The organism is Heliobacterium mobile (genome assembly GCF_009720735.1).
GTDB classification, from domain to species: domain Bacteria; phylum Bacillota; class Desulfitobacteriia; order Heliobacteriales; family Heliobacteriaceae; genus Heliobacterium; species Heliobacterium mobile.
Genome location: NZ_WNKU01000009.1, coordinates 59,473 through 84,291 on the forward strand (window position 1 = coordinate 59,473; position 24,819 = coordinate 84,291).

The window sequence follows — 24,819 nt, forward strand, 5'->3', positions numbered from 1 at the left end:
TTCCCTTCCATCGCTTGTCACAAAGAGGGAATTGTCCATAGCTAGCGAATATGCGAAAAAAAGCAACGGAGGAAGGGAGAGGAGGAATGTTATGTCCACCCGCGAAATCATCACGACTTGTACCCGCGATTGCCCGAATGCTTGCGGGCTTATTGCCAAGGTGGAAAATGGCCGGGTCCGCTCCTTGCTCGGCAACCGCGCCCATCCGATCAGCAGTCAAGGCTGCCACAAATGCGCTAAATTCGTTGAACGAGCCTACAGCCCTGAACGGGTGACGAGTCCCCTTCGACGGGAAGGCGATCGGTGGCGTCGCATCTCCTGGGATGAGGCTCTTGATGAGATCGCTTGGCGAATGAATAATATCAAATCCCGCCACGGGGCGGAAGCCCTCTTGTATTACCGTGGTTTTGCTCAACGTACCGCCTTGAAACTTCTGAATGAGCGCTTTTTTAATCTCTTCGGCGGAGTCACCGGTACTCGTGGTACCTTATGCGGCGGAACTGGCCAGGCATCGCAAAATTTGGACTTTGGTGAGCGCATCTCTCACGATCCCCTCGACCATCAGAACAGCCGGTCGATGATTCTCTGGGGGCGAAATCCAGCGGCAACGAACCCCTATCTGCTTCCCATCATGGCCCGGATCCGAAAAGCCGGTGGCACAGTCATCCTGATCGACCCCGTCGCTTCGGAGACCCGAAAGCATTGTGATCACCACATCCAACCGGCCCCGGGAACTGACGCCTTCTTAGCTATGGCTGCGGCGAAACGAATTCTCGATCTTGGGAAGGCGAATCGCTTTTTTCTCACTGAGTGCAGCGAAGGATTTGAAGCGTTTCAGCATATTTTAGATCCTTTCACCGTCGATGAGTTAGCGGATCGATGTGATGTTCCGGTAGATCAGATCGAATTGCTCGCCCATGTTTTGATCGACCAGTTCCCTACGGCGATTTTGCTCGGCTGGGGACTGCACCGCTGGGCCCATGCTCATCATGGGATCCGTGCGATTGACGGGCTTGGTGCCATCGCCGGCATCATCGGCGTACCTGGCGGCGGTATCAGCCAGGGCTTTGAAGAGTATGCGCCCTTTGATCTCTCTTGGACGGACGATCATCTCCATCCAGATCGCCGGCGCTTCCTGATGCCCCGCATCGGTCAGGAGATCCTTGACGCCCAACCACCCCCGATCGAGATGATCTTCGTTACAGCCGGTAATCCCGTCTGCATGGCGCCGAATGCCAACAAGGTTGCGGAAGCTTTTGCGAAGACGCCCTTTGTCGTTGTTTCCGGCCACTTTCTGGACGATACGGCAAGGCACGCTCATATCTTCCTGCCGAGCACGACCTTTTTGGAAGAACAGGATATCGTCGCCAGTTACGGCCATAACTACATCGGACCGGTCAACCGGGCGATTGAACCGCTGGGCGAGTGTAAATCCGATTTCGAAATGTTCCGGGCTTTGGCATCGCGCTTTCCTTTTGCCAGAGATTTTAATCGGCCCCCGGAACAGTGGCTGTCATTGTTGCTGGCGCCGACGCTATCGCAAGGCGTTGCCCTAGACGACTTGTGGTCAGGTTATGTACGTATGCCAGGGGCGCCACTCGTCCCTTATCAAGATCGCGTCTTTCCCACACCTTCCGGCAAGTTCCGGTTTATGACGGATTTTACACTGCCCGATAAACATTCCAGTCCTGTTCATAGTGGATTACCCATTGCCGATCCCGTAAAAGAAAGCTTGATTTCTGCCGAGAATAGGGATATTGACAGTATCTATCCCTATCACCTGCTGTCAGTCTCCCCTTTTGATTGGCTCTGTTCCGAATTGACCCCGGAGGACCAATCAGAAATGACACTGATCAGGATGCACCCCTCGGAAGCATCGAAACGGGGAATTGCAGAATCAGATATTGTGGAGATTACCAGCCTCGTCGGAAAGACGAAGGCCCGGGTCCACTTCGATGAGCGGCAACGCAGAGATACGATTGTCTTCCCACGGGGGAAGTGGCTCCTTAGCGACAGCAGCGCCAACGTACTCACGCTAGATCTGGTCAGCGACGTCGGTTCGGGATCTCCCTATTATGAAACGAGAGTGACCGTAAGGAAATGGGAGTGACTTGGCTCTTATTTCGTACCGCGATATAAACTACGGTTTTTCGCCGCTAAATGTAAGGCAGCTGCCGATGATGGTGCTTGCAGGATGATCATCTTTTTCTGCGGATAAATGCCCGTATTCATGTAGTCATACATGGTTCGATAAACAACTTCCTCGTTGCGGTCAAAGTCAAGGACTTGAAAATCGAAGATTTCATTGGGGTTGAACACCAGCAACCAATACATACACTTCACCTACCATCCTGAATCAAAACGGAATCAAAAAGGGCTCCGAAAGCTGTGTTAAGCATTTCGAGAGCCCTCATTGGCAAGCAATCAAGATAGTCCTGTCTGTTTGCGCTCTGTTATGTTCTCATTGTATTCCACTTAGTTCTTTTTTTCAATTCTACTCCATTCCTATTTCAAGGAATGCATTCGAGATTTCGGTGACTATTTTCCAGTCTCCATTACTTCTTTGACGACAGCAGACCAATTCTTACCGGAATAAGCATTATAACCTTTGGTGTGGGCATATCCATAAATTTGAACCTTCCCATTCATTTCTTGTTCTAATGTATATCCATATTGTTCCCCAGAGATCGCCTTTTGCACTGCCGATATGCTGCTCAAATCGGTCTCCAAAATGCCCTGGCGATCTCGAGTTCCAATGACCATTCCCGCTTTATTGACGACAAAGAGCTTTCCCTCGGGGCTAACTTTAGCCGAATCAATGATATCGTAGATGTAATCCCAATTGAATCGTGTAGAGAAAATACCGATGATTCGTCCGTCTTTTTCCCGTACCGGACAGGAGTATGCGATCGTCGGCTTCTGTAACGTATTCGAATAGTACAGATCGGTCACATAGACCTTACCGGACTGTAAGGTCTCCCGAAACCACTCTTCATGAGACACATTTTTCCCGACCAACCCTTGATTTTTCCCTACGGCTACCATATTCCCCTGTACGTCGGCGAGATAGAGGTCGTGGTAGACCTCATAGATTTCAATAATCTTTCCCATCAATTGTGTTGCCAGTGATTGCCGATCCGGTTCTTCTCCAGATACGCAGTTGATGATCTCTTTAAAGGTCGCCCAGGCTTGCACGTCACAGTTGCGTTCAAACAAATTGCGATCGATTTTGTCTATCGTATCGAAAGCAACATCAGCGGTACGAACAGCGATAACTTGCATCGCCGTCAACTGTATCTCACTGATAATATCGGAACTATCCTTGGTCACTTGAAAACTATGGTCAGCGAGACCACGAATCTCTTCGGCGACCACCCGGAAGCCGCGGCCAGCTTCACCAGCCCGTGCTGCTTCGATCGCCGAATTCAATGCAATCAAATTCGTTTTTTTGGTAATCCGATCGATCGTGTTCACAGATTGGCGCATCCGACTTGTACCGGTGTTCAATTTTTTAAGCAGCGCCGACACGTTCACATGGTTTCCAGTCATCATGTTTCGCTCTCCTTTTTCTTATCGCCTTCTTTCACTTTCACACTTTTTCTCTAAAAAACAAAACGATGCCCGACATATCTTATGCTGAGATGTGCACGGAACATCGTCGTTCCATAGTGAAAATTCACCACACTATTTTCCCATATTATTACAGGAAACGCAATCTGGCCCGAAACAATATTTTAATCCTTCCCAATACCTGTAATGAGCGCTTGCCGTGGGAAACCTTATATGACTATAACTCTCCAACATAAACTGCCTTCTTATTGCAAGCAAATATTCAATCGCTGTCTTTGGCTTTCCACACATATCAGTTCCTCTCATAAATAGGATTCTCCTGATTATATTTGAATTTAAAAACATGGTTCATTCTGAAATCAGGAGATAACGGGAGATATTTTGAGCACGAATGTTATATTCGTGTAAAACCGTCCTTTTTAGCTCGAAAATCAGAGGTGACAGAAGGTATCAATTGGGAGTATCTTTAAGCCACAGAGATTAAGAAAACGATGGCAGAGACGCCATTCTGAAGTTAACCGCTTCGGAATGGCGTTTTTGTTTTATCGGGCTCACGCGCGAATAAGGGGGCAAGGTAAATGAAGGAAAATATCCACGAGAGCCGACCAAAACCCTCTTTGGAACGCGCCGCGATGATGTTGGCGATGAGTGAAACGCGAGAGAGCGAATTTCGTCTTCGCCAATACTACGGAGAGACTTGGCATCTTCCTTGTGTGGTTACAGAAGTTGGAGGCACCATCGGTGCTCTTCAAACCTCCGGTAAATTAACCAACTCGGTGGTTACCGCGGCGCTCAAGGCCAAAGTGATTGAGAGTAAACCAGAAAACGTCCATGCTGTAATCCATGCAACTATCGAAGCACTAAGAGGCATATTTCTGGATTATGCACAAAACGCCAGCCTGGCACTGAAAATTAGCGTGATCAGTGATGGAAGGTGGTTAGCGGTGGGGATCTTTGGCAAGTCCTCCGTGCATCCACTTACCGAACACTGCAGGGTCGGGTTGGGATTTATGCATCTCTAGAAACTTACCTATCAAAAAAGTTCCCCATCCTAAAAACTTCATTATGGGCGCCGACCCGATAGCGGGTCGTAGCGAGTCAGTGAGATAGAGAGCCCTTGGCACCCAAAAACCAAGGACTCTTTTTGTTTCCCTGGGGCTGCAGTCGCTAAGGAGGTGATGCCCAGCAAATCGTTCACACCCATATGTTCCTTGTTATCACAATCTTAAGAAAATTGAGGGAGGCGTTTACCCATGAAAATGATCCGCGCCATTATCCGGCCGGAACGGGCGGAAGTTATCGCTGAAGCATTAGCCCAAGAAAATCTGTTCTCTCTGACCAAGATGCACGTCTTTGGTCGCGGCAAAACCAAAGGAATGCGCATTGGCGACGTCGTCTATGATGAGTTCCCGAAAACGATGCTTCTGATGGTCGTCGAAGACGAAAGCGTGGAAAAAGCCGTTCAAATCATCGTCGAAGCCGGCAAAACCGGTTCCATGGGTGACGGCAAAATCTTCGTTACCCCGGTAGAAGAAGCCTACACCGTACGTACGGGGGCAAGGGGGTTATAAACCATGAAGGAAATCGTGGCGTTCATTCGCCGGCATCAGCTGCCGGCTACCAAAAAGGCCCTTGAAGAAGCCGGCTTCTCGGCCATGACCATCCAAAGTGTCGAAGGCCGTGGGAAACAAAAGGGGATTGGCGGATGGGCCGCTGAAGTGGACCCCGAGATGAACAAGCTTGCAAGTGCCTTGCAAAATATGGAGCCGGAAATCAAATGGATCCCCAAACGAATGATCACTATCATCGTCCAAGATGACCAAGTCTCCAGTGCTGTCGATGCCATCATGCTGGCCAACAAAACGGGACACATTGGCGATGGAAAAGTATTTGTCTGTCCCTTGGAAGAAGTCGTTCGTGTTCGGACAGAAGAGCGGGGCGCTCAAGCGGTAAGCTAAGGCCCACCAACAAAAGGAGGAATTCGCAATGCGTCAGATAGCCATTTACGGAAAAGGTGGTATCGGTAAATCCACGACCACCCAAAACACCGTCTCCGCCCTCGCCGAGATGGGCAAAAAAATCATGATCGTCGGTTGTGACCCCAAGGCCGACTCGACTCGGTTGATTCTTCACTCTAAAGCCCAAGCCACGGTTATGGACCTAGCCCGTGAAAAAGGTACTGTGGAAGACCTCGAACTGGAAGACGTTCTCCTCACCGGTTTCGCCGACATCCGCTGCGCCGAGTCCGGCGGTCCCGAACCTGGTGTAGGCTGTGCCGGCCGCGGTGTTATCACCGCCATCAACTTCCTCGAAGAAAACGGCGCTTACACCCCTGACCTGGACTATGTGTTCTACGACGTTCTCGGTGACGTTGTCTGCGGCGGTTTCGCCATGCCGATTCGTGAAAACAAAGCCCAAGAGATCTACATCGTTACCTCCGGTGAAATGATGGCCATGTACGCGGCTAACAACATCGCCCGCGGTATCCTTAAATACGCTGCTACCGGTAAAGTTCGCCTCGGCGGCCTCATCTGTAACAGCCGTAAAACCGACAAGGAATACGAACTGATTGCCGAGTTGGCCAGCCGTCTGGGCACGCAAATGATTCACTTCCTGCCCCGCGACAACCAAGTGCAACGGGCCGAACTGCGCCGCATGACCGTTATCGAATACTCTCCCGAACATCCCCAAGCCGACGAATATCGCGCTCTGGCCAAGAAAATCGACGAGAACAAAATGCTCGTTGTTCCCACACCGCTTTCCATGGACGAACTGGAAGACCTCCTCATCTCCTACGGCATCCTGGAAGACGAAGAAACGGCGATGGCCAAACTGGGCTAATCGCCCCTTCTCTCTCCCCTATCGGTCTCATCGTACATTCTTTAGAAAGAAAGAGGTGTAGCTTTCATGGCTGAGCAAGAAACGCCGAAATATACCCCAGCCACACCAGAGATGGTGGATGAAGTCCTGTCGGCATACCCCGATCGTGCGAAAAAGATGCGCGCCAAGCACATCACCGTTAAAACAGAGGGCTGCGCCTCCTGCTCCGTCAAATCGAACTCGAAAACCGTTCCGGGTCTGATGACCGCCCGTGGTTGCGCCTACGCCGGTGCCAAGGGCGTTGTCTTCGGCCCTGTCAAAGATATGATCCACATCTCCCACGGCCCTGTCGGTTGCGGCTACTACTCCTGGGGTAACCGCCGTAACCTAGCGGAAGGGGAACTGGGTGTGAACAACTTCGTGCCTTTCCAGTTTACCTCTGACTTCTCTGAAAACGACATCGTTTACGGCGGCGACAAGAAATTGGAGCAAATCTGCCGGGAAGTCAAGGAACTGTTCCCCACCGTCAAAGGGATCTCCGTCATGTCCGAGTGTCCTGTCGGCCTCATCGGTGATGACATTGAGAGCGTCTCTAAAAAGATGAGCAAGGAACTGGATCTGCCTATCGTTCCTGTCCGCTGCGAAGGTTTCCGCGGTATCAGCCAGTCCTTAGGCCACCACATTGCCAACGATGCGGTTCGCGACCACCTGCTCGGTAAAAAAGAGCGAGAAGAAGAAGTCGGCCCCTATGATGTGTCCCTCATCGGCGACTACAACATCGGTGGTGACGCTTGGGCCTCCATCAAGATTCTCGAAGAGATGGGCCTCCGTGTTCGCAACGTCTGGACGGGTGACTCCACCATCGAGATGCTGCAAACGGCCCACCAAGTCAAATTGAACCTGATTCACTGTTATCGTAGTATGAACTACATTTGTAAACACATGGAAGAAACATATGGCATTCCCCATATGGAATTCAACTTCTTCGGCCCCACCAAAATCAAGCAATCGATCCGGGCCATCGCTGCTCGCTTCGACGAAACCATCCAAGAGAAAGCCGAAGCGGTTATCGCTAAGTATGAACCGATGATGCAGGCCGTCATTGACAAATATCGCCCCCGTCTCGAAGGCAAAAAAGTCATGCTCTATGTCGGTGGTCTCCGTCCCCGCCACGTCATCGGCGCTTACGAAGACCTCGGTATGGAAGTCGTCGGTACCGGTTACGAGTTCGCTCATAAAGACGACTATGACCGCACCATGCCTATGATGGGCGATAACACCGTCATCTATGACGATGTCACCGCTTACGAACTGGAAGAGTTCGTCAACCGGATGAAACCCGACCTGATCGGATCCGGTGTCAAAGAAAAATATGTCTTCGAAAAGATGGGCTATCCCTTCCGTCAGATGCACTCCTGGGATTACTCCGGCCCCTACCACGCTTATGACGGCTTCCCCATCTTCGCCCGTGACATGGATATCGCACTGAGCAGCCCGACCTGGGGCTTAGCGAAGGCTCCCTGGAAGAAAGAAACCGTGAAGGAGGTGCGCTAATGAGCGAGAACACAACCTGTGCCTGCACGTCGACAAAAGCAGCCGTTGAATACCTGAACTCTGTCGAATACAAAGAGAAAAACTTTGCCCGCAAAGCGCTCTCCATTAACCCGGCCAAAGCTTGTCAACCCCTTGGAGCGCTCCTTTGCGCCCTCGGCATCGAAGGCTGCCTGCCCTTCGTACACGGTTCCCAAGGCTGCGCCGCCTATTTCCGCAACACCTTGAACCGTCACTTCCGGGAGCCGATTCCCACCGTATCAGACTCCATGACGGAAGACTCAGCCGTCTTCGGCGGTCAGAACAACCTGATCGAAGGTCTGAAAAACGCCTACCAAGTCTACAAACCTTCCATGATGGCTGTGTTCACCACCTGTATGGCCGAAGTTATCGGTGATGACTTGAACGCCTTTATCAATAACGCTCGTGCCGCCGAGTCGATTCCGAAAGACTTCCCCATCGCCTTTGCCCAAACGCCCTCCTTCGTAGGCTCCCACATCACCGGCTTTGATAACATGCTGAAAGCCCTGCTGCAATCCCTCGCCGACACCCGTCATGGCAAATGGACCAATGGTCGCCTGTACCTGGTTCCTGGCTTTGACACCTATCCCGGTAACCTTCGGGAATACAAGAAGCTTGTTCGTGCGATGGGCATCCCCTTGACCGTACTGCCTGACGCCGAAGAAGCCATGGATGCACCGCATACGGGTGAGTACAACATGTACCCGAAAGGGACCACTATGGCGGAACTGGCCGATGCGCTCAACGCTTCCGGCTTCATCTTCACCCAGAAGTTCTCCACTTCCGGTACTTACAAATTCGTCAAAAACGTCCAAAAAATCAACACCGAAATGGTCACCATGCCGATCGGTATCAAGAATACAGACAACTTCCTGATGGCGCTGTCTGAAATGACCGGTAAACCTATACCGGCTGAACTGGAAAAAGAACGCGGTCGCGCTGTTGACTCGGCTACCGACGCTCACCAGTACATCCACGGCAAACGATTTGCCATGTTTGGCGACCCGGACCTGCTCTTAGGTCTGACGGGCTTCCTGCTCGAAATGGGTGGTATTCCCGTACACATCGTCTGCACCAACGGTACGGAAGCCTTCCGGAAAGAACTGCAAAAGGTCCTCGACGGCAGCCCCTTCGGCAAAGAAGCTACCGTACACACCGGTCGCGACCTCTGGCACCTGCGCTCCCTGCTGATGACGGAACCGGTCGACATGCTGCTGGGTGATTCCCACGGCAAGTTCGATGCGAAAGATGCCAACATCCCCCTCGTTCGCATCGGCTTCCCGATTGTCGACCGCGTGAACATGCACCGCAGCCCCATCGTTGGCTACGAAGGCGCCATCAACTTGGTCACCATGATCGCGAACACCTTCATGGAACAGACCGATCGGACCTGCCCCGACAGATTCTTCGAACTGCTGCGCTAAACCTTTTAATGCTCCAGGTTGGATTCGGCTCCGGTGGCGGATTCGCCACCGGCCCGCCACCGGGGTACCTAAAAACAACCGAGGAACAGTGATATAGGAGGTGTCACCGGTGTTTGTCAATCTTACCAAACTGGACTTAAAAGAAACATGTCCCCTTACTGATAAAGGGGCGCCGAAACTGTGTATGAAAGCTCTGCCCGGTGAAGGTGCTGAGCGTTCCTGTGCATTCGACGGCGCAAGAGTCGTCCTCATGCCGGTGACCGATGCCGCTCACGTTGTCCATGGTCCCATCGCTTGCGCAGGGAACTCCTGGGACAATCGGGGCGCCAAATCTTCGGGACCTCAACTCTATCGCCGCGGATTGACGACAGACCTGATGGAAATGGATGTCGTCTACGGCGGAGAAAAGAAGCTCATTCAAGCCATCATCGACGTGGCCCGGAAACACCAGCCCAAAGCGGTATTCGTCTATGCCACCTGTGTCTCGGCTTTAATCGGAGACGATCTGGAAACGGCCTGTAAGGAAGCGCAAAAAGACGTCTCAGTTCCGGTCATCCCGGTAAACGCTCCTGGTTTTATGGGCGATAAAAACATCGGCAACCGTGTCGCCGGCGAAGTCCTCTTCCGCCAGATCATCGGCACGGCTGAACCAGAAACAGTCCACCCTTTCGCCATCAACTTCATCGGTGAATACAACATCGCCGGCGACTTGTGGGGGATCCAGCCCTCATTAGAGGCTATCGGTATTAAGCTGCAAGCGTGCATCAGCGGCGATGCTCGTTTTGACGACATCCGCACGGCCCACCGAGCCAAACTGAATGTGCTGGTTTGCTCAAAGAGCTTGACCAACCTGGTCAAACAGATGGAACAAAAATATGGAATTCCATACATCGAAGGATCCTTCTACGGCATCCACGATACAAGTGCTACACTCCGAGCCATCGCCAACGCCTTCGGAGACGCCGACCTGATCGAACGGACGGAAGCCCATATTTTCCAGAAGGAAGCAGAAACGCGAGCCGTCATCGAACCCCTTAAGGCGCGACTCAGCGGCAAGAGAGCCGTCCTCTTCACCGGTGGCGTGAAAACCTGGTCCATGGTCACGACCCTGCGGGAATTAGGGATCGATGTACTGGCTGGTGGTACGCAGAACTCCACACCGGATGACTTCTTACGAATGAAAGCCTTGATGGACCCGACGGCTCATATCATCGAAGATACCAGTGCCGCCGGATTCCTGACCCTGATCAAAGAAAAAAGCCCCGACCTCATCGTGGCCGGAGGCAAAACGAAGTACCTAGCCCATAAGACCCGGACTCCTTTTCTGGATATTAACCACGGACGCAGCCTGCCCTATGCCGGCTACGCCGGGATGATCACCTTCGCCAACGCCGTTGCCCGTACTGTATTCAGCCCCGTCTGGGAGAAAATGAGGGTGGCTTTTCCGCCGGAGGTGACGGTCAATGAGTAAAGCAGTCAACGTATATGGCAGCATCAACGGCTGTTCAACGATGACCGGTCCGGTAGCAGAACCTCGCAGCTACACTGGCAACCCTCAGAAAAACAGCCCTGCCTTAGGTGCCACCATCGCCTATATGGGCGTCGACGGTCTCTTAGCCCTTTTGCACGGATCACAAGGTTGCTCCACCTTCATCCGGTTGCAGCTCTCGCGACACTTCAAGGAGCCGATTCCCTTAAACTCGACAGCCCTTCTCGAAGATACAGCCATCTTCGGAGGCTGGGAACACCTAAAAAAAGGTATCGCCAAAGCGGCTGATAAATTTCAGCCACGGATCATCGGTGTCATGAGTTCCGGCTTAACGGAAACCTTCGGCGACGACATGGTCAGCGCCTTGGCCAGCTTGCGTCAAGAGCGGCCCGATTTGATCGAAAAACCGGTCGTGTTGGCTAAAACCCCCGACTACATCGGTTCCCTGCAAGAAGGGTACCAGCGCACGGTTCTCGCCTTGTTGGATACGCTTACGGTTGACCCCGCTCCTAGGGAGTCAAATACGGTAGCCTTGTTCCCCGGAGCCCATTTTACTCCGGCCGATGTGGAGGAACTCAAAGACACAGTCTCTCTGTTTGGGTTGACGCCCTTAGTCCTTCCCGACATCTCCACATCTCTCGACGGCCATTTTGAGCTAGAACCGGCACCGGTGGTTCAAGGGGGCATTACGCTGGAAGATATCCGGCGAATTCCCGGGTGCATCGCCTCCTTCTCTTTTGGGCCCAGCATGGCCGTCGTCGGAGAATCCTTGCAAAAGCGGCACGGTGTACCCCATATCGCCGTACCTTCTCTGACCGGTCTCGAAGCGGTGGATACCTTCTACCTTAAACTTTGCCAACTCTCAGGCCGGCCCATTCCGGAGCGGTTGCTCCGGCAGCGGAGTCGCCTGTTAGATACTTTGGCCGATTATCATGACCAACTCGGCCAAAAACGAATCGCTATCGCCTTAGAATCAGACCTGCTCATCTCTTTAGCCAACTGCCTCGTCGAAGTCGGAGCAGTCATTCAAGTAGCCCTAGCGGCAACAGCACTCCATGAAAACGTCCTCCCCAACTTCACCTTCCCCTCTCAATACGCCGTTGATGTGGGCGATCTGGAGCACCTGGAAGAGCGAGCCCCTGGTAGTCATCTGATCATCGCAAACTCCAATGCTCGTCAAGCAGCGCTTCCTCTAAAAATTCCTCACCTGAGAGCCGGGCTACCGGTCTTTGACCGGGCCGGGATGTCCCAAAAAGTATGGATCGGTTATCGCGGTACACAGCAGTTCTTATATGATTGCTTGAACGCCATGGCAGGATAAGGAGTTAATCCGAATTCCTTCATTAAATATATAACCAGAAATATAGCCGAATAAATCGGTCCCTTTCCCTGAGCATCTAATCGCCTTTTTGGGGGCGATAACAGTTCTGCTAGTTTTTCGAGGAGGTGTCCCCCATGCTCGTTGCCTTTGCCACAGAAAGTCAGAAATTTGTCGATGCTCACTTCGGGCTCGCCAGTGCCTTTGCCGTTTATGATGTTACAGCCGAAGAAATTCTCTCCAAAGGAACGGTCTACTGCCCCAAAGAATTCACTCCCGATGAAGACAAGATTGAAGGCCGCCTGCAGATCATTTCCGATTGTGCCGTCGTCTACTGTACCGCCATCGGTGGACCAGCGGCAGCCCGGTTGGTCCAATCGAATATTCATCCCTTGAAAGTCTCTGAAGGAACTCCCATCGAAGACGAACTGAATCGGTTGCAAACTCTGCTGGCCGGTTCCCCCCCGCCTTGGTTGCGGAAACGGTTACAACAAGAAAAAAATAATTAGGAGGAAACAAATATGGCTTTCGTGACTGGTTTAACTTTTGGAGGACAAGAGTGGACGCCTCAGTTTATTAATTCCATCGATCCCGCGAAATGCATGGGTTGTGGACGTTGCATCAAAGTTTGCGCTCAACAGGTCCTCGGATTGGCTGAGTTTGAAGATGAGGACGATATGCTGCGGATGGTCGCTGAGATCTCCAATAAAGACCGCTGTATCGGCTGTCAGGCTTGTTCCCGTACTTGCGCCAAGCGCTGTATCTCCTTAGAACCGAAAAAGATTTGATCATTCACAATCGGTAATCATTCCAGACAGAAGTTCATTCTTATCAAACAAGTAAAAAACGAGAACATAGCAGATTTACTCAAACACTATACAGCTTCAAATATGCAGTTATTAAAGCTTAGAAATATGCGGTTAAAAAAGCTTTGAAATATGTCATAGAAATTAGGAGGTGGCAACATGGGTTGCACTGGTTCTTGCGGAGGAAATTCAACGAAAGATGTGTCCAAGCACCCCTGTTTTTCACCTCATGGCCACGGAAAATCAGGACGGATTCATCTGCCTGTCGCTCCTGGTTGTAACATTGCCTGTGGTTATTGTGTACGTAAATTCGATTGTGCCAATGAGTCACGGCCTGGCGTTACCAGCCGAGTGATTACTCCTGAGCAGGCCCTCTGGCGCGTAGAGCAAGCCTTGGCTTCAGACATCGGTCCTTACCTGCAAGTCGTCGGCATCGCCGGCCCTGGAGAGCCTCTAGCCAACCCGGCGACCTATACCACTTTGGAACTCATCCAAGAGCATCACCCCCATCTCATCCGCTGCATCAGCTCAAACGGGTTGCTGCTGGCTGAGCGGTTGACCGACCTGCTCCGCTGCGGTGTATCCCATGTGACGGTCACCTTGAATACCTTGGATCCGGCTGTCGGCGCCCAGATCTACCGGTATGTTCGCTGGCAAGGCCGCAAGCTGGCTGACGAAATGGGTGCCCAGATCCTCTTAGAGCAACAGTTGCTCGGTATCGAATTGGCAGCTCAAGCAGGCTTGACCGTCAAGGTCAACACCGTCGTCATCCCAGGACTGAATGACAAACACCTGGAAGAACTGGCTTGGGAAGTTAGAGCTCGAGGAGCCTCTATTCTCAACCTGATGCCGTTGATCAACCAGGGAATCTTCGCTGACGTCCAACCGCCGAGTCCAGAGGAAATGCGCACCTACCGGCGGCAGGCAGAAGCGATTTTGCCGCAACTGTCTCACTGTCGCCAATGCCGAGCTGACGCCATCGGCATCATATAGGAGTAGGAGGCATAGCCATGGGCCAACGGGTATGGATGATGGATACAACTTTGCGGGACGGGGAGCAATCCCCCGGTGCCGCCTTCTCGCCGGAAGAAAAAGAATCAATCGCCCGTGCGCTGGTGGAAGCGGGAGTTCATGAGATCGAGGCGGGGGTTCCGGCCATGGGCGAAGACGAACAAGCGACCATCGCCCGCCTCGTCGCTTTGAACCTCCCTGTTCGCTTGACCACTTGGAACCGAGCGGTGATCGATGATCTGGAAGCAAGTTTGAAGACTGGGGTCCGAGCGGTAGCCATCTCCGTTCCCTCTTCCGATCAACAGATTCGGCGGAAGCTTCAACAAAGCCGTGAATGGGTCCTTGAGACGTTGGGTAAATGCCTTTACCGGGCCAAGCAAGAAGGTCTCTATGTATGCATAGGGTTGGAAGATGCCAGCCGGGCCGATACAGACTTTCTCATCCGCTTAGGCTTGGAAGCTCAGCGTCTCAAAGCCAACCGCATGCGCGTCTCTGATACACTCGGTGTCCTCGACCCCATTCGAACCTTTACGCTATTCGACCGCTTGACCACATCATTGACGATACCCTTGGAAATCCACGCCCACAACGACTTGGGCATGGCCACAGCCAATACGATTGCCGCAATCCAAGCCGGTGCAAAAGCTGCCAGTGTCACCGTCTGTGGTCTCGGGGAACGAGCCGGGAACGCACCTTTGGAAGAGGTGGCCGTGGCGTTGCGGCAATGCTGCAACGCCGATACCCATATTCAAATGACAAAACTGCAGAGCCTTTGCCAGCTAGTAAGTCGGATCACCCGACGACCGATTCCGCTGGCGAAACCGGTCGTCGGCCGCTATGCTTTCACCCATGCTTCCGCCATCCATGTCGATGGCTTACGCAAGGATAAAGGAAACTACGAAGGCCTGCCTCCCGAGTATATCAACCGCAAGCATCGCATCGCCTTAGGCAAATACAGCGGGAAAAAATCACTTGTACAGGTCATGCAAACGCTCAATCTTGAGATGGATCCAACAATGTTGGATCACTTGATCCAAAAGGTTCGTCTAAAAAGCCAAATCCTCAAACGTCCCCTCCGACGCCAAGACATCTTGGAAATTGTCGTAGACGAACAAATCGTTAAATAGCGATTCAAACGGTTACATCTACCCTTTGCAGGTTGGCTTTTTTTGAGTTATACTATATATTGTGCGACTCATGATGGTTTCGCTCCATCTGGGCTATAGTCACTTTCACTCCCCAGGCTTCAGGCCTGGGGAGTTTTTGTGAATCGTCAATCTGCGACGAGAAGCGAATATAGGATAGTACGTTAGACAAGAAGTAAAGGAAAGTAGGTATTTCAATTGATCGCAACCCAGAATCTGACCCTTCGGTTTGGCAAACGGGCCTTATTTGAAGATGTAAACATCAAGTTTACGCCCGGAAACTGCTACGGCCTCATCGGCGCCAACGGTGCCGGCAAATCGACCTTTCTAAAAATCCTCTCCGGTGAAATCGAACCGAGCAGCGGCGAGGTCGTCATCACTCCCGGCGAGCGCATGGCCGTGCTCAAACAGAACCATTTTGAGTTCGATGAATTTGAAGTCATCAAGACCGTCATCATGGGTCACAGCCGCCTCTATCAGGTCATGGAGGAAAAGGACGCCATCTACGCCAAACCCGATTTCTCTGAAGAAGATGGCATGCGCGTCGCTGAATTGGAAGGCGAGTTCGCCGAACTCAACGGCTGGGACGCTGAATCCGAAGCGGCTGGTCTGCTGACCGGTCTGGGCATCTCCAACGAACTGCACTATAAAACCATGAAGGAACTGGAAGCCAACGCCAAACTGCGCGTCCTGCTCGCCCAGGCCCTCTTTGGCAACCCCCATATCCTTCTGCTCGACGAACCGACGAACCACCTGGACTTGGATTCCATCTCCTGGCTGGAAAACTTCCTGGCCGATTTCAAAGGTACCGTTATCGTCGTCTCCCACGATCGCCACTTTTTGAATCAGGTCTGTACCCAGATCGCCGACATCGACTTCGGCAAAATCCAACTCTACATGGGGAACTACGATTTCTGGTATGAATCCAGCCAGTTAGCGCTGCAGTTGGCCCGGAACGCCAACAAGAAGAAGGAAGAAAAAATCAAGGAATTGGAGCAGTTCATCCGCCGCTTTAGTGCGAACGCTTCCAAATCTCGCCAGGCCACTTCCCGTAAAAAACTCCTCGACAAAATCACTGTCGACGATATTAAACCCTCGAACCGTAAATTCCCCTATATTGTCTTTAAGTCTGATCGGGAAGCCGGTAACGACCTGCTTACGGTGACCGATCTGTGCAAAACGATTGACGGGGAAAAGGTCTTGAACAACATCTCCTTTACCGTCAACAAAGGTGATAAAATCGCCCTCGTCGGCCCCAATGGTCTCGCCAAGACGACCCTCTTCCAGATCCTCATGGGTGAAATGGAAGCGGACAGCGGCGAGTTCAAATGGGGAATCACGACCTCCCAAGCGTACTTCCCGAAAGACAACTCAGCTTATTTTGAAAACTGCGACCTCAACCTCATCGACTGGCTTCGCCAATTCTCCAAGGACCAGGAAGAGGGTTTTGTCCGAGGCTTCCTCGGCCGGATGCTCTTCTCCGGAGAAGAATCTCTGAAAAAAGCTTCTGTTCTCTCCGGTGGTGAGAAGGTCCGCTGCATGCTCTCCCGTATGATGCTTAGCGGCGCCAACGTCCTGCTCATGGACGAACCGACGAACCACTTAGACCTCGAATCCATCACTGCGCTGAACAACGGTCTGATGAGCTTCGATGGCACCCTCCTCTTTGTCTCGCAAGACCATCAATTCACCCAAACCGTTGCCAACCGGATCATCGAGATTACACCGGACGGGCTTGTCGATAAACTGATGACCTTTGACGAGTATCTGGAGTATCAAACAGCCATACGGGCCACTGAAGGGGCCGTGTAATAAGGTATTCATTGGTTAGCTTTGGACTGTTATTTCCTTAAAATACACTAACTCATAAACGAAATTAGCGTGATCCATAATCTTGGATCACGCTAATTTTTTTACTGAAAATGCTCTACTCTCAAAGTTCTCTCTTCGTGATTATCACCAAGATTAAACCCCAACCGGTGAATAACTTAACCTAAATCATCCATAATATCAAAGAATACGTTGTGAGGAAGTTAGCAGTCAGCATGTTTAAAGCTCCTTCGAAAAAAAATATCCGGAGACCGTTGGCATACGTTTCCACTATAGCTACCAATCACATCCATCTACGGAATCCCTGGGTTACAGTCTGGCTTTCAGCACTCTTCCCCGGTTTCGGACAGATATTCATGGGAAGTTATGTAAAATGATTTCTTTTGATCATTTGGGAGATTGTTATTAACGTGGAATCAAAACTAAACTTAGCCATCCTTTACTCTTTTACAGGTCAGTTTAGTCTCGCCAAAGAGACGGTAAACATTCGATGGCTGCTGTTATATGCAGGGGTTTTCGTATATGCCCTTTGGGATAGCTATCGTTCCACTGTGGACTTAAATAAGTTCACCATTCTCGCCCAAAGAGAACAATCTCCTATCGTTCCCTTTAAGATGGATGCGATTGAGATCAATTATTTTGACAAACGGAATCCCTGGGTAGCCGTAGCATGGTCTGTTTTTATGCCAGGCTTAGGGCATCTATATACTCACAGGTTACCGACAGGTTTTTTTGTATTGGTATGGTGGATTGCGATTACTTACTTTTCACATCTTATGGAGGGTGTCCATTACACAGCGATGGGTGCCTTCGAACAGGTGAAAATCATTGTAGACCCTCAATGGCTTATTTTTATGCCATCTATATACTGTTTTGCCATTTATGATTCCTTCGTTCATACGGTGGAGTACAATAAGTTATTTGAGTACGAACAAGCTCAATTTCTGAGGTTAAAATACCAGAGTAAAAACTTTAAGTTGCCTATATAGCCTGGAGTTGTTTGTCATGTATGTCGTCGCTGCTTTTGAACAGTCATTATTTTTAGAAATGGCAATCACTGAGCTCGAAGAAAAAGGAATTACAAGAGACCATATCCTCGCCGTTCCGCTGAAGGTAAATACAAGCCAAGGGAAAATCATGGATAGCATCTACGCAGCAGATGGTATCAGTGTATTTGATGGTGCCACTGTTTCGGGGTCAGCATTCATGGTTCTTGGCGTTATTTTTGGTTATGTTTGGACCTGGGGTCCAATTATTTGGGGGCTAATGGGGCTAACCGTTGGATCTATTTTGGGACTCCTCCTTGACCTTGCCTTCCGAAAAAATAAAAAAGGGAATCGGCAAGCAAAGTCCACCGTAGTTGTTATGATTTCTTGTTCAGAAAAACAGTTTGATTGGGTTTCTACTGTTCTTGAAAACCATAACCCACAAGGGATCGGGTTTATTCAGCATTAAGGGCGATATGAAATGGGAAAACCCTCAAAATACACGATCTGATCAATCCGAAGGTGAATTGCCCTGTCGTTTCCGATATTCAGTTGAATATGATCCGTCGCCACACCAGTCAATACCCCTTCCACCTTGCCAGCTGTCGTCATTACAACCATTTGTTCACCGTTATGTCGGCTGATATGATCGATAAAAACGGGCTCGATTACGGTTACATATTGATTCGGTTGTGGAACTACCGGAACCGTATGAATCGGTGTACACAAAGCCGGCATCTGGTTCACGTAAGCTGGTTGAACGATCGGATGCAGGCATACTGGAACGTCCTGGGGCTTGATGGAACTTTCGCATTCCTTATCCATGAAACATATCCCTCCCTAAAAATCTTACCCTATAGGTATGCCGGAGACAACTTGGCTCATTCTGCGATCAATGCCCCAGGTTAAGTCGCGACCGTAAGCTGCCGGGTTATCTCTTTAGGAAGGAATATGATCTGTAACCATTTCAGCATACTGCCCATAAATTGGGATTGTAGGTAAATCCCAGTCAAGTCTGAAAGGAGGAACGAATATGGGTGCTGCTGTAGTGGGTGGTTATGTGGGATTCCCAACTGTAGTCGGTCTTGTGATCGCTCTCATCATCATCGGCGCATTTTATCCCGCGATTATCGGTGTTGGCTACGCCGGGTAATGCCAGTTATTTCGGCAATCTCTAATGATGTAAGTACTCTCTGTTGTTCATGAAAGGAGGCAGGAAACATGGGGGCATGCGGAACTACCGGTGGTGGCTATATCGGCAATAGCATCGTCGCTTTGGCCATCTTGATCATCATTATCGCCATCCTCGGCACCGGTTTTGGCCTTGGCTTTGGTGCTTACTAATTCTATTAAAGCGAAAAAAGCGTGAGCCCCTTGGGGTTCACGCTTTTTTTAGGTTCTCTCCCGGACTTAATTGTTCTTTGCATAAATAGCTATTCCAAATAACAAACTATTACTCTGAGGAGGTATAAAGACATGGAAATACTCTTTTTCACATTGATTCGTTCTATAGTTATATTTCTCTTGCTTATGTTGTTAACAAGAATTGCAGGTAAAAAATTGATTTCGCAAATGACCTATTTTGACTTCGCAACGTCCATCGTCATCGGAGCCATATCGGCTCAATTTATTTCTCGTGAGTTGCACGGCTGGTGGGTCTTATTAGCCCCTATTTTTATCATCATTTTTGCGATATCTATCGATAAGTTGACCCTCAAGAGTCTAAGTATGAGAAAAATTCTAGATGGAAACCCGGTCGTGGTCATACAAAACGGAAAGATTTTAGAAGCAAACATGGCAAAGGTAAGATACAACATCAATGACTTAGAGATGCAACTGCGCGAAAAGGGAGTCTTCAACTTAACGGAAGTTGAATTTGCCATTCTCGAACCACACGGTCATCTAAGCGTATTAAAAAAAACACAATACCAGCCGGTTACGATGAAAGATTTGCGGAAGCCAACATCCTATATGGGTCTAGCTTCGGAAATTATTAAGGACGGAGATCTCCTGGAACAAAACCTTCGTCAAAATAACCTGAGTTTTTCCTGGCTGTACAAACAACTTCGAGAAAAAGGGATAAACCAGGTTGAAGATGTATTTTATGCCAGCTTAGAAACTGACGGGACCCTCTATATAGACATGAAGAATGATACCAACGAATTCAACCGGAAAATCCATGATTAGCCCCGGTTGCTGGTTCATAGTTTCCTCTTGAACCCTCTGCCTTTCCGAAAGGTTAGAGGGTTTTATGTTTCGCTATGGTTTTTCGGCTTTCTTGTCCTAGAAAAATCGCTTGCTTTAACCTGTCACATAACTGTAACGTGACCGTCATCAGATCGTCACTTCTTTGAGTTACCCTAGATACAGGATGATAGCCGTTTTGAAGGAGGCGGTGTTATGAATAAGCATAGCATCTTCCACCCCACGCGCCGAATGTCATTACTTAGAAATGCATCACTCATCGGATTCGTCATGTTAATGGGGTATTTCGGTATCCGTCACCAGATCGTCGGAGGGGGGCCACAGGGAAGTCCTCCCCTCGATAGCTATTGTGTTTTCGGCGGTGTAGAAACACTGTGGAGTTACGTAACGAAAGGGCAGTTTCTGCAAAAAACGAATCTTTCTAACTTGGTGCTGCTCACGGCTGCCGTCTTGGTAACGCTCCTCACAGGGGCGAGTTTCTGCGGTTGGATCTGTCCATTTGGCGCCTTGCAAGAATGGATCGGCATTATCGGGAAAAGGCTCTTCGGAAAACAATTCCCTTTACCGGTACACATCGATAGACCTCTACGGTATCTACGCTTCGTCCTCTTAGCACTCATCCTTTACATGACCATATCCACCGATAAACTATGGTTTGAGATCCACGATCCCTTCAAAGCGTTCTTCGGATTCGAGTTTGAATTATCTCCCGGTTTAGTCATACTCCTTTTGTTATCGATCCTATCTATTTTTATCGAAAGATTCTTTTGCAAATACCTATGCCCTTTAGGCGCATTGTTCTCACTGCTCAGCCCGCTAAGCATCATAAAGTTAAAAAGACAGTCCTCTCATTGCATAGGTTGTAATCTTTGTAATAAGTCCTGTCCCATGGGCATCGACGTGGCCCACGTCCAAAACACCGGCGGGGACTGTATTCGCTGTCTTCAATGCATGGAAAATTGCCCGAAACCGGAGGCTTTGATCTTAGAATCCGGTAAGAATCCTTCACCCCCTATACCTCATTCAGTGGACTATCGTCGTTGAAGAAAGGAGGTATTTTATGCGAGTCGGTAAAATACAGTACGGCTTTACCGTTTTGATCATCTTCCTCTCTGTCATCGGCGGAGCAATGTCTCTAAATTTCTGGGTCACAAAGCAAACCATCCCTGTAACAGTCATGTTCAGCGAGGATATCCGGGGATGGATGACCTTAAAACAAGTATCCGAAGCGATGAAAATACCTGTCGGTGAAGTAAAAGAGCGTCTGACCTTACCCGTCGATACGAACGATGCGAAATCTTTAAAGGAACTTGCCTCCGAGCGCGGGCTATCTACGGAAGAATTTAAGCAAAGATTGTTCAAATAATAGAATAAAAAAGCGCGTGAACCCTGGCTCATGGGGTTACGCGCTTTTTTGATGATTATTTTACCAGCTTAAAAGGTACCACCGTGACGACTACATCCCGATAAAGCAACAGGACCGTTCTCAGCATCCATCCTGTCTGGTTATGCAGCAAGCGGTGCCACCACTTTTTGGTTTCAAACTCGGGAATCAATACGGTGATGAAATCGTTAGGGTTATTCTTTTTGTCAATCCGGTCGATGTAGCTGACGAGCGGGGCGATAATCGTTCGGTAGGGGGATTCAATGATCTTCAAATCGATATTGGGCTTCCAACGATTCCATCGTTCGAGAACTTTACCGATTTGCTCCGAATCGGTAGAAATATATACAGCGTGAACTTCTCCACCCAGAACCTTTGCGTAATCGATCGTATTCTGAACCACCCTGTTCACGCCTGCGATCGGTACAATGACGATATGTTTCCGTTCCGGTCTAGGTAAACCAACCTCGTTCCAGTTCACACCCAGTTGGTCGCTCACCGCAAGATAATGATTTTTAATCTTTTTGAACACGAATATGGCCGCCGGAATGAAGACGAGTATCATCCAAGCTCCGTGAACGAATTTTGAGATCACGATAACCACGACGACGATCCCAGTGATTACCGCACCGATCCCGTTTACGAGTGCCCGGCTTTTTGCCCCGGCACCGCCCTCTTTTCTCCAGTGAATGACCATCCCTGTTTGAGCGATGGTAAAGGAGAGGAAAACGCCGATGGCATAGAGCGAGATCAAGTGCTCTGTATTGCCATGATAAACAACGATCAGGAAGGCAGCGGCAAAAGTCAGGAATAGGATCCCGTTCGTAAAAGCCAGTCTGTCCCCCCGAGCCGAGAGGTATCTCGGCATATAGCCATCTGTCGCTAGAATGGACAACAAGGGCGGAAGCCCATTATAGGCCGTATTGGCTGCCAAGTATAGAATGATCATCGTGGTGAATTGGATGTAATAGTAGGCCCAGTTTCTTCCGAGAGTCGCTTCGGCGATCTGTGATAAACCCGTCACGTTTTCCATCGGCAAGATATGAAAATGCATCATCAGAAAGGAGATTCCTGCGAACATGGTTCCAAGTACAAAGGACATCCAATAGGTCGTAATCCGGGCGTTCTCTGCCGAAGGTTCCTTGAAGTTCGGCACACCATTGGAAATCGCCTCGATACCGGTCATGGAACTGCAACCATTAGAGAAAGCCCTCAACAGGACGAAAAGCATTCCAGCGGTCCACTGCTTTTCTAACGATGCCGGAGGCAGGACCGGTTGAATCCCTGAGAGCGCCTGATAGATACCTGTTACAATCAGCGCAGCGATCCCAAAAATAAAGGCGTATGTGGGATAGACGAAAGCGTTCGCCGACTCGCGAACGCCTCGCAAGTTGATCACCATCAAAATGCCAAAGAGTACAAACAAATCGATGCCCAGTCGGATGGGATTCAATTGAGGAAAGGCAGACACTAAAGCATCGGTACCGGAGGAAATAGAAACGGCGACGGTTAAACAGTAGTCGGCGACGAGAGAACCTGCGGCGATTAAGGCTGGGAATTCCCCCAGATTCCCTCTGGCCACCGAATAGGAGCCTCCGCCGCCGGGGTTTGCACGGGCCACTTGGACATAGGACAGGGTTACGACAGCCAACAAGACCAGGATTCCCACCGACACGTAGGGAACAAAACCGTATGCAAAGGCACTCGCTGCTGTCAGAGCGAGAATCACTTGCTCCGGTCCGTAAGCAATGGATGAAAGCGCATCAGAGGAAAATATAGGCAATGCCTTCCAGTTCGGTAACTTTTCATGGGACAATTCGCGGTTGTGTAAAGGTCTTCCGAATAGTAACCGCTTTATTGAACGTTGAACCACGTCAGGCTTCCTCCCGATCAATTACATAATGGTAGTCGCTTTTCAGAAAATAAAACGTTCATGGCCCATTGGGCCACAGGCTATCATGAAAATGGCTTTTTCATAAAAAAAAGACAGACCAATTTTAGAGGCTGCCTTCATGAATGTTATTTATGGAAATAACACTCCCCAACAGCCTACGAGGTTAGCTGACGGGCAGGACGGTGAGATCATCCCTCTCTCTTCGTCAGAAAGATTAGCCCCAAGAAACGGTTCCCCCGCTTTCGACAACGTCGAAACTCGGCTTAGAATATTTAATTGAGATGAAGTATAGACCTCTACGAATCATTATGCAAAAGCAGAATTCATTAGAAATACAATGGAACATAGACCTGACTGGTCCCCAAAGAAGTTTTTGGCTTCTGATCTTACCATATCTCCGTTTATCGTAGTTTTTCATAGGTTACGGGGTAAATATCTACCATTAACCTTTTGCAATACACTGAATTCTCTTTCGACGAATATGATGGGTCGAAGGAGGGATTCGGGTCATGCCATTAGCAGAGGGTACACATTTCCTATATTCCGTTGATCCTAGCGATACGCCCTACTTAATCGCAATACGGCTAGGCAGTACGGTTGAGCAGATCGAGAGACTAAATGCACTTTATCCGCCATTTACAGATCCAGGGCTTATCTTCCCAGGACAGTTGTTGATAGTGCCCTATCTCTATAATCCGGCTACACAAGTGTTTTACTTTGTCAGGCCTGGCGATAGTATGAATTCCATAGCTAGTCGATTCTCGACGACTGTGGAAAATTTGAACCAGTTGAATCCGCAAATTGAGAATCCCAATCTGATTTATCCAAATCAGTTGTTAAAAATACCTGTACAGATCTATGTAGTATCCCCCGGTGATTCGCTCTATGCTATTGCCAATCGATTTGGCCTCTCGACCAATACCGTAGTTAAAGCTAATCAAGGGCGCCCGGGCTTTTCTCCAGATGTTCTCTTCACAGGATATGGTCTGGTGCTACCCATTTCTGACGAATAAAAAAAGGAGTTTGGATAATATCCTGGCTCCTTTTTTCATATCATTTTCACATTTACGTAGATTTTACTTGTTTTTAACCAAAAGTTTTTAATCTTTCTGCTAGCATATTAGTATAAATTTATAGAAAACAACCGGAAGGGAGCGAGAATTCTGTCTACAAATGTTATGTTTTGGTTAATGGTTCGAACACCGGGAGAGTCGCAGGGATTCAAGATCATTGACTTCAGCGATATGGAAATAGATGTACGAAGAACCCGAAACGATTACGTTCGTTACGGCCTTTATGCAGAAAATAACTTGATCATCCTATGCTCGGAAAATTCTCAACAGGCACTGCGAAAAGCACACTTTT

Annotated in this window: 25 protein-coding genes and 1 riboswitch; of the genes, 21 read left to right on the forward strand and 4 right to left on the reverse strand. The window is 49.6% G+C overall.

The window, feature by feature from the left end; genetic code table 11:
• The first annotated feature begins 91 nt into the window (after nt 1–91).
• Complete coding sequence (locus GJ688_RS09475; protein ID WP_155476310.1) at nt 92–2,110, forward strand: molybdopterin-dependent oxidoreductase; 2,019 nt, start codon at nt 92–94, stop codon at nt 2,108–2,110.
• Between the two features lie 8 nt (nt 2,111–2,118).
• Here GJ688_RS09475 and GJ688_RS09480 read toward each other — a convergent pair whose 3' ends face one another.
• On the reverse strand, nt 2,119–2,334 hold the full coding sequence (locus tag GJ688_RS09480; protein ID WP_155476311.1) for a hypothetical protein: 216 nt from the start codon (nt 2,332–2,334) through the stop codon (nt 2,119–2,121).
• 204 nt (nt 2,335–2,538) lie between these two features.
• Nucleotides 2,539–3,552 (reverse strand): methyl-accepting chemotaxis protein, encoded by a 1,014-nt coding sequence (locus GJ688_RS21330; RefSeq protein ID WP_328597348.1) that lies wholly within the window; start codon nt 3,550–3,552, stop codon nt 2,539–2,541.
• Between the two features lie 596 nt (nt 3,553–4,148).
• On the opposite strand from GJ688_RS21330, the gene GJ688_RS09490 reads away from it, so the two are divergent.
• The 15 genes from GJ688_RS09490 to GJ688_RS09560 all read left to right on the forward strand — a co-directional run bounded on the left by GJ688_RS09490 (nt 4,149) and on the right by GJ688_RS09560 (nt 18,440).
• Nucleotides 4,149–4,592, forward strand: coding sequence for a HutP family protein (locus GJ688_RS09490; protein WP_155476312.1), 444 nt, complete (start codon nt 4,149–4,151; stop codon nt 4,590–4,592).
• A gap of 231 nt (nt 4,593–4,823) precedes the next feature.
• Nucleotides 4,824–5,141 carry a P-II family nitrogen regulator gene (locus tag GJ688_RS09495; protein ID WP_155476313.1) on the forward strand — a complete coding sequence of 106 codons (318 nt, stop codon included), beginning with the start codon at nt 4,824–4,826 and terminating at the stop codon, nt 5,139–5,141.
• A 3-nt stretch (nt 5,142–5,144) separates the two neighbouring features.
• Nucleotides 5,145–5,528, forward strand: a complete 384-nt coding sequence (locus tag GJ688_RS09500) for a P-II family nitrogen regulator (protein ID WP_155476314.1) — start codon at nt 5,145–5,147, stop codon at nt 5,526–5,528.
• 28 nt (nt 5,529–5,556) lie between these two features.
• Nucleotides 5,557–6,411: a nitrogenase iron protein gene (gene nifH, locus GJ688_RS09505; RefSeq protein WP_155476315.1), complete on the forward strand. Its 855-nt coding sequence runs from the start codon at nt 5,557–5,559 to the stop codon at nt 6,409–6,411.
• A gap of 66 nt (nt 6,412–6,477) precedes the next feature.
• Entirely contained in the window at nt 6,478–7,944 is a 1,467-nt protein-coding gene (gene nifD, locus GJ688_RS09510) for a nitrogenase molybdenum-iron protein alpha chain (protein WP_155476316.1), read from the forward strand.
• Nucleotides 7,944–9,386 carry a nitrogenase molybdenum-iron protein subunit beta gene (gene nifK, locus GJ688_RS09515; protein ID WP_155476317.1) on the forward strand — a complete coding sequence of 481 codons (1,443 nt, stop codon included), beginning with the start codon at nt 7,944–7,946 and terminating at the stop codon, nt 9,384–9,386. Before nifD ends, nifK begins: the two co-directional genes overlap by 1 nt.
• Before the next feature lie 109 nt (nt 9,387–9,495).
• Complete coding sequence (nifE, locus tag GJ688_RS09520) at nt 9,496–10,857, forward strand: nitrogenase iron-molybdenum cofactor biosynthesis protein NifE (protein WP_170291838.1); 1,362 nt, start codon at nt 9,496–9,498, stop codon at nt 10,855–10,857.
• Nucleotides 10,858–10,897: 40 nt separating this feature from the next.
• A complete protein-coding gene (nifN, locus tag GJ688_RS09525; RefSeq protein WP_155476380.1) occupies nt 10,898–12,196 on the forward strand; it encodes a nitrogenase iron-molybdenum cofactor biosynthesis protein NifN in 1,299 nt (432 codons plus the stop codon).
• 134 nt (nt 12,197–12,330) lie between these two features.
• On the forward strand, nt 12,331–12,702 hold the full coding sequence (nifX, locus tag GJ688_RS09530; RefSeq protein WP_155476318.1) for a nitrogen fixation protein NifX: 372 nt from the start codon (nt 12,331–12,333) through the stop codon (nt 12,700–12,702).
• Nucleotides 12,703–12,714: 12 nt separating this feature from the next.
• Nucleotides 12,715–12,981, forward strand: a complete 267-nt coding sequence (gene fdxB, locus GJ688_RS09535; protein WP_155476319.1) for a ferredoxin III, nif-specific — start codon at nt 12,715–12,717, stop codon at nt 12,979–12,981.
• A 177-nt stretch (nt 12,982–13,158) separates the two neighbouring features.
• Nucleotides 13,159–13,992: a radical SAM protein gene (locus GJ688_RS09540; protein WP_155476320.1), complete on the forward strand. Its 834-nt coding sequence runs from the start codon at nt 13,159–13,161 to the stop codon at nt 13,990–13,992.
• Between the two features lie 17 nt (nt 13,993–14,009).
• The gene (gene nifV, locus GJ688_RS09545) at nt 14,010–15,137 is read left to right on the forward strand and encodes a homocitrate synthase (RefSeq protein WP_155476321.1); all 1,128 of its coding nucleotides are present in this window, start codon (nt 14,010–14,012) and stop codon (nt 15,135–15,137) included.
• Between the two features lie 216 nt (nt 15,138–15,353).
• On the forward strand, nt 15,354–16,967 hold the full coding sequence (locus GJ688_RS09550) for an ABC-F family ATP-binding cassette domain-containing protein (protein ID WP_155476322.1): 1,614 nt from the start codon (nt 15,354–15,356) through the stop codon (nt 16,965–16,967).
• Between the two features lie 428 nt (nt 16,968–17,395).
• Nucleotides 17,396–17,974 carry a hypothetical protein gene (locus tag GJ688_RS09555; protein ID WP_207708793.1) on the forward strand — a complete coding sequence of 193 codons (579 nt, stop codon included), beginning with the start codon at nt 17,396–17,398 and terminating at the stop codon, nt 17,972–17,974.
• A gap of 16 nt (nt 17,975–17,990) precedes the next feature.
• Nucleotides 17,991–18,440 (forward strand): hypothetical protein, encoded by a 450-nt coding sequence (locus GJ688_RS09560; protein WP_155476323.1) that lies wholly within the window; start codon nt 17,991–17,993, stop codon nt 18,438–18,440.
• Here GJ688_RS09560 and GJ688_RS09565 read toward each other — a convergent pair.
• Nucleotides 18,437–18,796: a DUF2642 domain-containing protein gene (locus GJ688_RS09565; RefSeq protein WP_155476324.1), complete on the reverse strand. Its 360-nt coding sequence runs from the start codon at nt 18,794–18,796 to the stop codon at nt 18,437–18,439. The genes GJ688_RS09560 and GJ688_RS09565 overlap by 4 nt on opposite strands.
• 396 nt (nt 18,797–19,192) lie before the next feature.
• On the opposite strand from GJ688_RS09565, the gene GJ688_RS21025 reads away from it, so the two are divergent.
• From GJ688_RS21025 to GJ688_RS09580, 4 genes are all read left to right on the forward strand, one after another.
• A complete protein-coding gene (locus tag GJ688_RS21025) occupies nt 19,193–19,315 on the forward strand; it encodes a hypothetical protein (protein ID WP_268892057.1) in 123 nt (40 codons plus the stop codon).
• A 132-nt stretch (nt 19,316–19,447) separates the two neighbouring features.
• Nucleotides 19,448–20,158, forward strand: a complete 711-nt coding sequence (locus GJ688_RS09570) for a YetF domain-containing protein (RefSeq protein WP_207708794.1) — start codon at nt 19,448–19,450, stop codon at nt 20,156–20,158.
• A 213-nt stretch (nt 20,159–20,371) separates the two neighbouring features.
• On the forward strand, nt 20,372–21,220 hold the full coding sequence (locus GJ688_RS09575) for a 4Fe-4S binding protein (protein ID WP_155476325.1): 849 nt from the start codon (nt 20,372–20,374) through the stop codon (nt 21,218–21,220).
• Between the two features lie 16 nt (nt 21,221–21,236).
• Nucleotides 21,237–21,542, forward strand: a complete 306-nt coding sequence (locus GJ688_RS09580; RefSeq protein WP_155476326.1) for a hypothetical protein — start codon at nt 21,237–21,239, stop codon at nt 21,540–21,542.
• 55 nt (nt 21,543–21,597) lie between these two features.
• Here GJ688_RS09580 and GJ688_RS09585 read toward each other — a convergent pair whose 3' ends face one another.
• Nucleotides 21,598–23,433 carry an APC family permease gene (locus GJ688_RS09585; RefSeq protein WP_170291839.1) on the reverse strand — a complete coding sequence of 612 codons (1,836 nt, stop codon included), beginning with the start codon at nt 23,431–23,433 and terminating at the stop codon, nt 21,598–21,600.
• 159 nt (nt 23,434–23,592) lie between these two features.
• Nucleotides 23,593–23,728, reverse strand: a riboswitch (cyclic di-AMP (ydaO/yuaA leader).
• Between the two features lie 235 nt (nt 23,729–23,963).
• Between GJ688_RS09585 and GJ688_RS09590 the strand changes: the two genes are divergently transcribed.
• Nucleotides 23,964–24,467, forward strand: coding sequence for a LysM peptidoglycan-binding domain-containing protein (locus GJ688_RS09590; RefSeq protein WP_155476328.1), 504 nt, complete (start codon nt 23,964–23,966; stop codon nt 24,465–24,467).
• Nucleotides 24,468–24,819 lie beyond the last annotated feature (352 nt).